This is a genomic window from Vibrio sp. MMG023, assembly GCF_021654215.1.
Taxonomy (GTDB): Bacteria; Pseudomonadota; Gammaproteobacteria; order Enterobacterales; family Vibrionaceae; genus Vibrio; species Vibrio jasicida.
The window spans coordinates 865377-879187 of record NZ_JAKFZP010000001.1 but is presented as its reverse complement, the minus strand read 5'-3'; the positions used below and the strand labels follow the sequence as shown (position 1 = coordinate 879187).

At 45.9% G+C, this 13811-nt stretch carries 8 protein-coding genes; 7 read left to right on the top strand and 1 reads right to left on the bottom strand.

What is annotated here, in order from left to right; all coding sequences use genetic code 11:
• Window positions 1–214: 214 nt before the first annotated feature.
• The 7 genes from L1076_RS03735 to L1076_RS03705 all read left to right on the top strand — a co-directional run bounded on the left by L1076_RS03735 (window position 215) and on the right by L1076_RS03705 (window position 11946).
• Window positions 215–2227 carry a prolyl oligopeptidase family serine peptidase gene (locus tag L1076_RS03735; protein ID WP_237303168.1) on the top strand — a complete coding sequence of 671 codons (2013 nt, stop codon included), beginning with the start codon at window positions 215–217 and terminating at the stop codon, window positions 2225–2227.
• Window positions 2228–4369: a TonB-dependent hemoglobin/transferrin/lactoferrin family receptor gene (locus L1076_RS03730; protein WP_237303167.1), complete on the top strand. Its 2142-nt coding sequence runs from the start codon at window positions 2228–2230 to the stop codon at window positions 4367–4369. It begins immediately after the preceding gene.
• A 9-nt stretch (window positions 4370–4378) separates the two neighbouring features.
• Window positions 4379–6631 carry a proprotein convertase P-domain-containing protein gene (locus tag L1076_RS03725; protein ID WP_237303166.1) on the top strand — a complete coding sequence of 751 codons (2253 nt, stop codon included), beginning with the start codon at window positions 4379–4381 and terminating at the stop codon, window positions 6629–6631.
• Between the two features lie 25 nt (window positions 6632–6656).
• Window positions 6657–8090, top strand: a complete 1434-nt coding sequence (locus L1076_RS03720; protein WP_104047262.1) for a DUF1566 domain-containing protein — start codon at window positions 6657–6659, stop codon at window positions 8088–8090.
• 1 nt (window position 8091) lies between these two features.
• Window positions 8092–8664: a DUF1566 domain-containing protein gene (locus L1076_RS03715; RefSeq protein ID WP_045408281.1), complete on the top strand. Its 573-nt coding sequence runs from the start codon at window positions 8092–8094 to the stop codon at window positions 8662–8664.
• Between the two features lie 188 nt (window positions 8665–8852).
• Window positions 8853–11267 (top strand): DUF2235 domain-containing protein, encoded by a 2415-nt coding sequence (locus L1076_RS03710; RefSeq protein ID WP_237303165.1) that lies wholly within the window; start codon window positions 8853–8855, stop codon window positions 11265–11267.
• Window positions 11251–11946 (top strand): hypothetical protein, encoded by a 696-nt coding sequence (locus L1076_RS03705; protein WP_237303164.1) that lies wholly within the window; start codon window positions 11251–11253, stop codon window positions 11944–11946. Before L1076_RS03710 ends, L1076_RS03705 begins: the two co-directional genes overlap by 17 nt.
• 81 nt (window positions 11947–12027) lie before the next feature.
• Here the strand turns inward: L1076_RS03705 and L1076_RS03700 are convergent, their stop codons facing one another.
• Complete coding sequence (locus L1076_RS03700) at window positions 12028–13671, bottom strand: methyl-accepting chemotaxis protein (RefSeq protein WP_038873305.1); 1644 nt, start codon at window positions 13669–13671, stop codon at window positions 12028–12030.
• Window positions 13672–13811: the final 140 nt, after the last annotated feature.

The window sequence follows — 13811 nt, the reverse complement described above, 5'->3', positions numbered from 1 at the left end:
CGTTTTCATTTCTAGATTCTTAATTGCATAGCAATAGATGACTTATCTAACAATAGCTTTGCATCACAGTGCATTCATCCATGATTTAAACGTTTGGCATAATAAAAACCGATAAAAATGTCACGAAAATATGTAAATGATAATTGATCTCATTTTTATTTAAGGGCAGAATACGCGACATAATATTAATCCTATAAATAGTTGTGCCATTTATATGAAATTTAGTCATGTTTTTTTGGGGCTTTTAGTCACCTCTATGCCCAGTGTTGCTTCGGATAACTTTGATTGGCTGAGAGACGATTCCAGACAAGATGAGCGAGTCCTTTCTTACCTCAAGCAACAGAACCAAAAAACAGAACAATTTCAGAAACGCTATGACGAGATTACCCAAAATCTCTTGAGCCAATGGGAAGCCATGGCAGCAGAAAAAGGCGAGAAGCCTTGGGTGATTAAAAACGGCCAAGAATGGAATCTCACTCGTCGACAAGGCAACTTTGTTTTGCTTTCGCGAGCTGATAACAACGCGCAAGAGAAAGTGGTTTACGATTTCTCTTCTCGCCAAGAAGAACGTCAGTATTTCCAAATTGGTCAATGGCGTATTCAAGGCGATTCTTTGTTGTTTACAGAAGATATTGATGGCAGCGAGCAGTACCGTGCTGTGTTGGTTGATCTAAAGAGTGGGGCTGCACGTGAGCTTATCAGCAACATTGATAATGGGGTTCTGCTCTCACCAAATGGCAAGTTTGCTTTCGCCGTCTCAAAAGAAGCGAAAACTCAGCGTCCCTACCAAATCGTTCGAATTAATACTCAAACCAACGAGCAGAAAGTACTTTGGCAAGAGGACAAGACCGATTGGCTCATGTCCTTCTATCCCTCAGCCGACGCGCGTTTCGCACTGGTACAAAGTAACAATGAATCGACCACCGAACAAAAGATCCTAAACCTTGATTCTGGAGAGCTAACGGCCTCGCTACGTAAACCAGAATCCGGTGTGGAGTATTATGCAGATGTTGCTCAAGACAAAGTCTTTATCAACAGCAATCTTAATGGTCAGTTTGGTTTGTTTGAAGCTACGATGCCCGAGAAACATGCGGACACTGCTGAATCTAATTGGAAGTCTTTCTTACGCTCGGAAAATAGCGTAGAGCAATTCTATTTGTATGAAGCGGGACTTGTGGCATTAACCAAGCAAGACAATCAAACGACAATCTCGGTTTACTCTTACGATGGCAAGGCGAAGAAATCTCTGCCGTTAGAGTCGGAAGGGCGTGTAGCTTGGTTGAGCACTCTTGGTGATTACCGCTCTAACAAAATCCGCATTCGTAGTATGTCGATGACGACACCGCCGTTGTGGGAAGAGTTTGATGTTAAAGCACTGACAAAGACAAATCTCTCGCAAGATGTTTATCACGGCTTCTCCAGCCAAGATTATGTTTCTCAACGCATTATGGTAAAAAGTCATGGTGTGGAAGTGCCGGTTTCTCTTGCTTATCGCAAAGATAAGCTCAGCGACAACGCTCCTGTTGTGCTGTACGGCTATGGCGCTTACGGGTTTACCATGAAACCTTACTTCATGCCTCAAACCGTGAGCTTACTGGATCAGGGTGTTATCTACGCGATAGCACATGTTCGTGGCGGCGGTTACTTTGGTGCCGACTGGCACGAGCAAGGCCGAGGCGTTCTTAAAGTTAACTCTATCAATGATTTCACGGCAGCTGCGCAAGCACTTAAACACTTTGATGGTGGTGAGCGTGATGTCTACGCGATTGGATCGAGTGCTGGTGGTACTTTAGTTGCCGGATCGATCAACCAAGCTCCGGACTTGTTTGCTGGCGCGGTGATGAAGGTTCCGTTTGTCGATGTCGTTGCTAGCATGTCCGATACGACGTTACCACTTACCGCACAACAATATGGGGAATGGGGGAATCCGACACTCCCAGAGCAGCTCAAAGCGATCCAAGCTTATGATCCTATTCTCAATATCCACAAAGACGCTTACCCACCCATGTTGGTTCAAGTCGGATTAAACGACCAACGTGTGCCTTATTGGGAAGGCGCGAAGTATCTCGCTCAAATTTCGTCGACCAGTGAATCGACAGGCCCTTATTTGTTGCAAACGGATTTTCACTCTGGCCACCGCATGGATTCAAGGCAGGCAAGAGAGCAACAAGCGAAGGAATACGCATTTCTACTATCACTAATTAAAACATCTAAAGCGGAGCAGTAAATGAAGCTTACCCCAGTGTCAGCGGCAGTACTTTCGGTACTTGCTGCCAGTCAAGTGCACGCCGAATCTAAGGTTTTCTCAATGGAAGAGGTGGTTGTAACCGCCAATAAAATCGATCAGCCATTGTCAAAAGTGGCAGGTAGTGTCGCGGTTATCACAAACGAGCAAATCGAAGAAAGAGGCGAAACCGAGCTTTATGACGTGCTGCGTAACGAACCTGGTGTAAGCGTGACGGGCGGTGCAGGACGTCCGCAAAACATAACCATCCGTGGTATGACAGGTAATCGCATTATGATCGTTCGTGATGGCATTCGTTCTGCGGATGGCTTCGGTGCGAATGACATTAATGATGCAGTTGGGCGAGATACTTTTGATTTATCCAATTTTGAATCGCTGCAAATCATTAAAGGTGCAAGCTCTTCGGTGCATGGCTCTGGCGCGATCGGCGGTGTGGTGATTTTAGAATCCAGTCAGCCGGGTGATTTCTTAAAAGACAAAGACTTCTACACCGATGTTTCTGGTACTTACACCGATATCAGCAACAAGTACAAAGGTACGAGCAACCTAGCTTTCCGCTCCGGTGATACAGAGAGTTTGTTCAACGTTTCATATTGGCAAGGGCAAGAGACGCGTAACTTTGATGAAGATTTGTATAACCGCGATCTAGATGGTTACAGCGGTGCTTATACGATCAACCACTTTTTCAGTGAAGAGGTGATGTTGAAAGCCAAAGCGGAACTCTACACCCAGAATCAAGAGCGTTTGGAGGGTTCACCGTCCATTCAACCTGATGGAATCTGGCATATTGAAGACTTTGCTGAAGATGAAACCTCCGAAGAGTACAGCGCTTACATTGGTGCAGAGGTGACACCAATTAATCCAACTTGGTTCGAAGAGTTGGATACCAAAGTTTACTGGCGTCACACCGAAGTCGTGGAAGACACCAACCGTTTAATGCGCCAAGTGGATCACAATGGTTTGATCACCAAACGTCGCGAACTGGAACACAAAACCTTCATTGACGAGACAATTGGCTTCCGTGGCGACTTCACCAATACGATTTATGCAGAAAATGCTGAGCACCAATTGGCTTACGGTGTTGAGCTTGCTACTGACTATTATGAACGCACAGATAGCGATTCCAAGATTGATTGGAACGGCGTAACGCCTTCGACCAAACAACCTTTCGCTCCTGCTCGTGCTTATAACATTGGTTTGTACGTTCGAGACATGGTGGAACTGGATAAATGGACCATCACAGGCGGCCTGCGCTTTGATGCGCACCGTTTAACGCCGGACGGTGAGGGCGAAGTAGGCGGCTTCCCATTAAAAGACATCGATAGCTCAGAGGTGTCTCCAAGCCTGTCGGTTTCTCGTGAAATGTTTGCCAACAACATCGTTTATGTGTCGTACAACCACGGTTACCGTGCTCCGGAATACGACAAAGCATATGGCTTCGTGAACCATGATTTCGTACCGCTAACGCCTTTTGTTATCGCACCTAACTTAGACCTAGAAGCTGAGACTTCGGACTCATTTGAAATCGGTAACAAGTTCGATAACGGTCGTGCGTATGTCTATGCGTCTGTGTTCTATAACAAGTTTGAAAATTTCATCGATGTTGTGACCACTGGCTTTGATTCAAGCACTGGTAATTACATCAAACAGTACCAAAACCTTGATGGCGTAGAGACTTATGGCGCAGAGCTTTCTGCGGGTTACGCGCTCACCAAACAATGGGACATCAGCACTAAGTTTGGCTACGTAGATGGCAAAGACGCGGAAGGCGAGTACGTTCGAAGCATTACGCCATTCGAAGGTAACGCTCAACTGAAATACGCCAACCAAGACTTCAACGCTTATGTGGCTTGGAACTGGGCTGCGGCCATGGATCGCGTTCCTAAATGCCAGACCACGCTTGGCCTAGCGACAGAGTGCGCGCAGACAAGTGCGTGGAATACGTTTGATATTGGCGCAACTTACCACGTTTCCAAAGACCTTCGTGTTAGCGCAAATATCGTCAACCTGTTCGACAAAGAGTACATCCGATACCAAGACGTAGCGGGTATCGCTGAGGAAAGTAAGCGTTACTCAACTGAGCCTGGGCGCTACTTCACGCTAAATGCAAAATACGAATTCTAGGACGAAATCATGAAGCTAAAACCATTGGCGTTTTCGCTGCTTATTGCTTGTACCCCTGCGGCGCAGGCTGCAGAGTGGGATTATCCCGCAACGGACTCTGTGGTAACGAATGAAGCGCAAGCGAAAACTTATCTAGACAGCCACTACTCAGAAGCGGGCGAGTTTAAGTTCCGTTACAAAACCCAGTCTCAGCTTGGTGAGCATTACAATTTTGATGTTTGGGTAAACGGTGAATATCAAGCACAGCGTGCCCTCGTAGTAACAACCGACAAAAATCATCACGTTGTGCGAGTGTTTAAGAGCCTTGAAGATACGATAATTCGCAACGGTAAACCAACGGTTGCAATGGAATTGGAATCGCCTCGCCAACTGCAAGCGCAAGAGCCGCCAGCTTTGAGCTCTGGAAGTCTGGTTGATGTTGAGGTTTCTTTATTCAACCCAGATCTGCGCACCATGCAACAGCAAGCGGCACCAGAATCGACGTGGTCAGCACTGTCTGATTACCCTCAGCCGATCGAGTATGTCACCAAGTCGATTGAGGTTTTAAAGTCGGGCGGTAAGTTCTATCTCTCTAACCCAAGATTGAAGCAAGTGGATGCGACGGGCTTATTTGCAGCCCCAGCACCTGGTGAAGCGCCTGTGCTTGATACGTTGGACTTTCTCAGCGCAGAAGGGGTTCAAGCGTTTGACAGTGTTGATGAGATGCAAAGCACCGAATTTGGTGACAATGCGTTCCCACAGTTGATGGCTTTTTATCATCTTGATAGCTCGATCCAATATCTGACAAGCCTGACTTACGACTTGTTTGACGAACCGCTTCGTTTTGATGCTCGCGGTTTATCAAAAGATAACTCTACTTACTATCACGGTCCGAAAGCACTCATGCTGGGTGTCGGTGGTGTTTCTCCGGATGCAGTCGATGCTGATGTTGTGATACACGAGCTTGGGCATGGCATTCATTACCAAATCGTACCGGATTGGGCGTACGGTCACACTGGTGCTATCGCAGAAGGTTTTGCTGATTACTGGGCGGGCAGCGCGAGCTACCGCACTCAATATTTGGATGCTTCGCGTCGTGGTCAAGAATTCGAGTTAGATACGGTGTTCAACTGGGACGGTGTGTTCGGAACACGCAAAACAACTCGTAGCTTATGGAACCAAAGAGCGCGTTACTTTGAGGGCTCAGAGTATCCAGCGCACGTTAGTGTGGGCGGTGAACTAGGCGATGAGCTATGGTCAACGCCACTGTTCCAAGCACTTAAAGCATCGGTTGAGCGATACGGTGATGATACCGATAACGTGTTCCGTGAGTTTGACGCCATTGTTCTTGAAGGCATGTATGGCATTGGTCGTGGCGTGAAAATGCATGATCTGGCGGAATCGACCGTGTTTGCCGCAAACACCTTGTTCCCAAATAAAGATTACGCCCAATTCCTGACGGACAGCTTCAACAGACACAACTTACTTAAAGCGCCTCTTCGTGTTCGCTATGACGCTCGATACATCGCACAAGGTCAAGACGTGGGTGTGAACCTAAGTCAAACTGGCCGCGAAGCGAGCATCAAAGGGCAATGGCAGCTAAACAACGCATCCGTTTTCGACTTTGATGAAACGCTTTCTGATTCGACCTCAATGAAGGTGGCGTTACCAAGCGGTCTGACGTGTGGCACGCAGTTCGATTCCTCTATTTCATTGGGTTACCAATTTGCAGAAGGCTTAAAGACTCACCAGTGGAGTGAAAAGGTGATGCTGGTTAATGGTACGCCAGAGCTTGATATCCAGCCTCAATCAGTGAATTCCGCTTTGCCAGAGCAGGGCGACAGACTGTTCTCTCAGACGCTATCGGACAAGTCACTCACGATTGATGATTCGTTTGCGGTTTACCTGAACATCGAACATGACTCACTGCAGGATCTGCAAGTGACGCTAGTGTCTCCACAAGGCAAATCGGTCGTGCTACTTAGCCATCAATCAAGCAATACCAATGGATTTAAAGGTTACTTCACAGCTCAGTATGACGAGGAGTTACAAGCACTTGTCGGTCAACCGAGTTGGGGTACTTGGCGTCTCGAAGTGTCTGACCGCGTGTCAGGGAACTCTGGGGTGTTGAAAGAGTGGGGTGTGAGTCACTTTGCTCAGTATCAGTGTAGTGCTGATACCACTAAAGAAAGCAGTGGTGGTGGTTCAGGTGGCAGTGGCTCGCCTTGGACCTTGTTAGGACTTTTCCTGCTTTCAATGGTGAGAGTGATTCGCTCTCGTTAATTAAAATCAAAAGAAGATAAAATCTATGAAGTTTCAATATTCTTTCGTTGCTATGTCACTAGCCCTAGCTGGCTGTGGCGGTGGTTCTGGTGGTGACACGTCGGCACCGACCTATGATGTAGCTGGCACCATCGTTTCTGCAGGTACACTTCTTGATACGCCAGTGTGCATCGATTTAAACCAAAACTACGTTTGTGATACGACTGAACCGAGTGCTAAAACGGATAATGCTGGTAAATTTAGCCTGACTTCAAGCGACAAAAACGTACTAACCAGCACCATTCTTGCTCAAGTTGATCAAGGTTCAAACCAAACATTGCGTCTTGCGGCTCCGGGCCAAAATTTAGCAACAGGTAACACGGTCAATGGTGTAACAACGTTACTCGCAGGTCTTGTGGTTGACGGTAAAACCGTTGCTCAAGCTGAAGAGATCGTAAAAGCGCAACTCACCGATGCCGGCGTTTCTCTGTCTGGTACGGTAATGTCTAACGCAGAAGCCAGCGAGTTAGACAAGCTAGAGCAAAACACGGTTGCACTATTAGCTGCGATGCAACCACAACAAATGACCAAAGGCGTAGCGTTGCTTGCTCAAAGCCTTAGCTTCCAAGGTAAATCGTTGGCCTCTTCTCTTCTGTCTAAAGCGGAAGTGAGTGCATTTGCTGAAGAAATTGCAGCGGTTGCTGAACAAACGGTTGGCAGCAACGATACGGGCGCCGTTCTTCATTTTGCTGATGGCGCAGCAGACGTTGCTGAGGTCCAAGCTTCTTACCCTGGTCAAGATGCGGAATACGGCTTCGACAAAGAGGACAAGCAAACGTCGACAGGCGCTGGCTTTAAGTTCGTTAAGCTAGATTCACAAGGTGCTGCTTTAGCTGCAGATGCGACTGAGTGGGCTTGTACTATGGACGAGCGTACTGGTCTTGTTTGGGAAAACAAGAGTGCGGATGCGAGCTCGGTTCAATTTAAAGATCGTACATTCGTGTATGAGTCAGCAACATTCAAACCGTATTACGAAGATCTTGAAGTCGTTGGTTGCGTGGATGCTGCTGATGGCATCTGTTCAACAAGCCAATATGTTGAACATATAAACAAGCAATCACTATGTGGCATTACTGATTGGCGCCTACCAACATACCAAGAGTTCTACGATGTCCTCGACTTAGGTGAGACAGAGAAAGATGCCGACGGCAATGTCTATGGTATGACGACAGCTTACTTCCCTCAACAGGGTAAGGGCAGCCCAGATGTTGAATCAGGTGCTATTTGGCTAAGTGATTTCACATTTAACAATTACTCTAGTTTTAACTACGAAGGTGCGCTTCAGTTTGCAGTAGTTGCTGCGAAAGGCGCTGACCGTGGTTACATCAGCTTTGTAGAAATTTATTCTGACAAAGTGGAGCGTGACACTGGCACGTCATTCCAATTCCCAATCCGTCTAGTAGCAGTTAAGGGCCAATAAGATGAAGAAACTAATCACCGCGCTATCTCTTGTCTTGGCTTCTCAAGCAGCCATGGCGGCACAAGAATGTTCAACGGATTTTGGAAAAACAGCGCCTAACTCTCGTTACACTTACTCTGATGTTGGGACGGTCACGGATTTAAAAACGGGCCTAACGTGGATGCGTTGCCCTGTTGGCTCAACGTGGAATGCGGCAAATGAAGCATGTGATGGCGCTGCGACTAAGATGTCATGGCAGTTAGCTTTATCAACCGCTGAGCAAATCCGTAATGAATCTGGTAACCATGCTTTGCATGACTTCGCGGGCAAAAAGAACTGGCGCTTACCAAATATTAAGGAGCTGGTCGCGTTGACGGAGCGTGCTTGTCACAGCCCTGCGATGAACGGCACTGCATTCGAAAGTGGTTACACGATAGAAGCGGGTGACTATGCAGGTTACATCTGGAGTAACACTCCGAACGGTGATGGCTCAAACGTCATGGTGTTTGATTCAGTTAATGGTGAGGTTTACAACTGGAGCCCACTAGAACCGACCTATATATTCTCTCTTCTTCTAGTGACAGACGAAGAGTAATCGTCACCTTAAACAGTTAATAATGTTGTTACCAAAAAGCTCCGCCAGTGCGGAGCTTTTTGTATGTGCCGATGTTCTCATTTTTTCTAATTCAGATAGAAAGGATATGTAAACCGTTATTATGCCTAGAGCTTCATATTGGGTGCGTTGCTAGACTGCCCTTTTACCCTAAAGGATAGGAAGTTGCTTTGAAATACAATGTACCTAAGCCTAATAAGTTAGGTGGAGGCTATGCGCCAGTGCAAGACACAACAGCACTGACGCCGATGCCACTTATGAGTGACGACGACGAAAGCAAGGACGCTGAGTTTGAGTGTCGCATTAAGATACATGCACCCAAAGTAGATTTGGAACAATTACAAACGGGTGTGTTTTCGCTTAGCAAAACCAGTAACGAAGAAGAAATTACTGCTTGGAGTAAAGAAGAAATCAATGAGCCATATCGGCACGTCAATTTAGTTTGTTCCTGTAATGAGCAGGAGGAAAAATCTCTAGTTCACGAACTTTTTTCGATGGTTGGTATGAGTGAGCCGTTCAAGATCAACCCACAAGAAACTGACGAAAAACATATTAATGCCGAATTTGTACCGTTTATCCCAGCAGTAGATGTGGATGGACAGTTAGGTTATCCAACACATGGTTATTTGTATTACTTTGTGGATGGGAAGCTAGTCTATGAAATGGATATTTTAGGGGAGGGGCGCTGGGCTTGGCGTGTCACCCGCTCGACATATGACATTATCAGCGACGACTACGTGAGCGATAAGGTTTATACATCGATCACTGTTCCGGTATCTATCGAAGGGGCTGCGCCTCCAACGCAATATATCTACTACACTCGCGCAAGATTAACCACTGACGGTTTAGGTGAAGTTAATCAATCATGGTTAGACAAGAACGCCACACTGATCGACCCGTGCTTGCTGGTTGATGCAGTAGGGCAACCGACAGAGGAAGGTTCAATAACGACCGTCGAGGTGGGGAAAGCGTGCCCGTTTGGTAGCGTCAGTAAAGAACATGATGATCCGAAGTTGTCCCCGACCGTTAAACATATTTACCCGCAATCAAAATCGTTAGTGAATACTCCGGTAATGAACGTTAAGCAAGTGATTGAGAAGGTGCTGCGCATTGGTGTGTTCTTTGATGGTACGGGACAGAACAACTTAAACGATGCGTACAAAGAACAGCGCGGCGTGAAATCGCGGACCAATGTGGCGCGATTATTTGAGGCGTATCCGATAGGTGAGGGCTACGAAAAGATCTACATATCTGGTGTGGGGACTGTGGACGGTGCATGGCAAAATCCTAAGATGATTGATGATGGCGATGATGAATCAAATGCTGCGCAAGCCTTTGGTGTAGACGTTAACAATGTCAGTGATTCATTATTGTGGGAGATTTCTTTACCGAATCTTATTGCGGATTACACCAGTTCAAAAACAGGTGCGTTCTATAAGTGGCAAACGTGGGCTGATGACTACGCAAGAATCATTGATGCATTAGAAGTGAATGGAGAGTTCGAGAGCATTACTCATATTGAATTTGATGTCTTTGGATTTAGTCGTGGTGCAGCGTTGGCTCGTCACTTTGTTAATGCACTTAAAGATGGATTACCAGACGTAAGCAAACCAAGGGACGGTAAGAAGTTTGGCGTCGTTCACCCCAACTTGCTCGGTAAAGCATCTATTGAGCAATATGATGATAATCAGGGGTATTATCCTGATGAAAGTCGTACAAGTACGGTACGATTTTTAGGTCTATTTGATACGGTTGGCTCGTTCTATATGGCGGGTAATGAGGATGAGGGCAACTTTGAACTGGATCTCGATATGAATTGCGCCGAGCGAGTATTTCAAATCACAGCACATCATGAGTACCGCAAGAACTTCCCGCTTACGTCGATTGAGCCAAAAGGTGTCATGCCCTCAAATTTCTTTGAGGAAGAGTTTGCAGGTTGTCATACCGATATCGGTGGGGGTTATCCATCGAAAGAAAAGTACGCGCAAGAAGGTTTACCAGCACGTTACGGCATGCCTTTATCTGCGACTTACAATCGTGAGTTAAATGATCAAGAGTCTATAGCTGCACAAGTGCGACCTTATGACAATGCTCGCTCCGATCTTGGTACACGAAAACGAATTGCAATCCGCAAGCAAGAGCAAGAGCGATGGTTCGAAATCTGTAAACAGAAAGGTTTGTTCGGTGAGGTGAAGTTAGATCGTGATGTATTGTATTACTATGAATTGCAGCCGATTAGTAACGGGTTATCAGCGCTGGCTCTTGAGCGAATGAAACAGCAAGGTGAGGAAATGGGAATTTCTTGGGATATGACAAAATATGACCCACCTCGAGACTTCACGACTATAACGGGGGGTGATTCCATGTTGGTTGAGTTAAATCAAAAGTTACTTGCACAACCATTAGGTACGGTGACACGCTCTCATTGGCATAGTGAAATTCAAAAGTGTGGATCAATTTGGATTCACCGTCCTCATGATTGCTTAATCAATGTTGGTTATGATTCGGCCTACGAGAAATTGGTAAATGCTGTGACCAAAGAAGGAAACGAATTAAAACGAGTGGTGTATGAAAATGAAGCGTAAAATAATCACAGGACTTACGTTATTGTTGTCGGCTTGCTCTATAGCTCAACCGGACATTGTGGCGACTTCCGGCGGGGCGGGAACAATGAGTGGGCCACATTGGATCTCTAAAATGCTCATCAGCGACGTTCGTGGTAATGGTTCTAGCATTATTGCGGGAGCGGTACAAGGATGTTGTGCGAGGTCACGTATTAACCTCAGTGTACCAAATGGTATTGAAGGTGAATGGGAGAGAGGTTACTACACTGAGCAGCAGAGACAGGATTTATCTCTACCTGATAACTTTTGGAAAGGTCATTTAAAAACTAAAGAACGTTGGCGCTCAAAGTGGCAGGCTGAGTGGGGCGATTTTTACGAAACGAAAACTTACTACCACATCAAAGATACGATAGACAGCGATCTTGCCGCCAAGAAAATTGAGATAATGGATAACTATTTCAATGAGGATGAGTTAGGCCGTGGAGCAATCGAAGTATATGTTGACGGCAGGCGGGTTGTATTAGCCTATGTCAAGCTCTGCAACCCTAAGCGAGGGTATGACTGTAGTATCAGAAAAAATGCCGATCCTCATGGCTGGGTTGTGCCACCTCCTTGGAGTAAGACCGGAAAAGGAACCGCTGTTATTCTCTATGATGGATACGGTGAAGAATCCGATAAGCCATTCAGTGAATCATATTAAATAAAAAGCTCCGCCAGTGCGGAGCTTTTTATTATCTAACCTTTTCACTCACCGTGCTGGGATCACAAGGCATTGTAAGGCTTAGATTTGGAACTGCTTAAGCTGATGCTTTTGGTTCTCCGCTAACCCAGACAGTTCTTGCGCGGCAGCTGCGGATTGAGTAATACCGGTTACGTTCTGGCTCACCAACTCATAGATGGTGCTCAAGTTATTGTTGATATCTGAGGTTACTTGTTTTTGTTCCTCTGATGCGGTCGCTACTTGTGTGTTGATAGCATTCAAATCGGAAATTGCATTATTGATGTCACTAAGTGAACGACTTACTTCGGTAGCAAGCGATTGGTTGTCTTCTAACATGGCTAAACTTGAATGCATGCTTTCGTTTGCGTGACCAGACTGTTGCTGAAGTTCTTCAATAATGGTTTGAATTTCTTTGGTCGATTCTTGAGTTCTTGCTGCCAGCATACGTACTTCGTCAGCAACCACAGCAAAGCCTCGACCACTTTCCCCTGCTCGTGCCGCTTCAATCGCCGCATTCAATGCAAGTAGGTTGGTTTGCTCAGAGATGCTCTCAATAACTTCAATCACTTTACCAATCTGTTCGGACTGATCTTTTAGTGACGTGACCACGTTTGCGGCTTCGTTCAGTTGGTCTGCCATTTTCGCACTCGCACGTGTACTTTCTTCAAACATGCTTAGGCTCTGTGACGTTAGTTTTGTGGCTTCGTTAGATGCGCTGTCGGCTTGCTGTGCATTGGTTGAAACTTCCGCAGCAGTAGATTCAAGCTGGTTAATTGCAGAAGCTACTTGTTCTACTTCTTGTTTCTCTTGGTCTGAGTTGGCACTGCTTTGTGTCATTACTGTTGCCAGTTCAGTCGAAGCCGAGGCGACGTCTTCACTGATTCGAACTAGTGAGTCGACGGTACCGCGGAGTTGGTGGATGGTTTGGTTTACGTCTTGTGCCAGTTGCGACACCTCATTTTTACCTGTTTCTTCTGCTTCTACTAATAAGTTGCCTTTTGCTACTTCGCGCATGGTTTCTTGTAGGTTACGAATAGGCGCCACGATGTAGCTTGCTAACAACCAACTGATCAAAGAGGCGATAGACAAAATAATGACAAGAGAAATGGTGCTGTAAGTGATGGTATCTGAGTGCAGTGCACCATTTTCTGTGACTTCGTCTGTCACGATTTGATTGAGCTTCTTAGACAAGTTGTCAATGGCGCCAATCATTGCTTCACCTGCTAAGCGGTATTGTCCCATTGCTGTTTCATATTCTCTCTCGAAATCTAAGGACACGTTGTTGGATGAATGTTTAGTGTTCAGTAGCGGCGTCATGGTGATTCGAGTGAAATCCACATAGTGGTTCATCGCATCGCGCATGGCGTTGACTTCTGCTTGGATGCCTTCAATTTGGTCGATGGAGCTTAAAAACTCACGGTTGGTTGCCTGACGATGTTGTAACTCTTGGTTCAGTGTTTGGACATCTTCTGCTCTGAACAGGCTGTAGATTGCCTTAATGCGCATGGCATAAGTGTTGTCGACGATAGAACTGAGTTCTTCTTTATGCACGATAAGGCTATTGGTTGAGACCGTGACCTTGCCGAATGCCTGCTCTAACTTTCCGATGCCGATACTCAACCCAATGACGAGAAGTATGACAGTGAATAATACGGGTACGAAAACCTGTGACTTAATAGACAGCGTACTCAGTAATTGACGCATGATTGACCCTCTAAAGATTGGAACTATTATCATTTTTGTAAATAAAGCAAACCGATTCTAATTATTAGGCTTGATATATCAATCATTTAACGATGTTTATTTGTTATGAAATATATTAAAAGCGATGTAGTTGGCATTTT

Coding starts and splice junctions, on each gene's coding strand:
- L1076_RS03730 (WP_237303167.1), top strand. CDS start 2,228: ATGAAGCTTACCCCAGTGTCAGCGGCAGTACTTTCGGTACTTGCTGCC.
- L1076_RS03705 (WP_237303164.1), top strand. CDS start 11,251: ATGAAAATGAAGCGTAAAATAATCACAGGACTTACGTTATTGTTGTCG.
- L1076_RS03715 (WP_045408281.1), top strand. CDS start 8,092: ATGAAGAAACTAATCACCGCGCTATCTCTTGTCTTGGCTTCTCAAGCA.
- L1076_RS03720 (WP_104047262.1), top strand. CDS start 6,657: ATGAAGTTTCAATATTCTTTCGTTGCTATGTCACTAGCCCTAGCTGGC.
- L1076_RS03725 (WP_237303166.1), top strand. CDS start 4,379: ATGAAGCTAAAACCATTGGCGTTTTCGCTGCTTATTGCTTGTACCCCT.
- L1076_RS03700 (WP_038873305.1), bottom strand. CDS start 13,671: ATGCGTCAATTACTGAGTACGCTGTCTATTAAGTCACAGGTTTTCGTA.
- L1076_RS03735 (WP_237303168.1), top strand. CDS start 215: ATGAAATTTAGTCATGTTTTTTTGGGGCTTTTAGTCACCTCTATGCCC.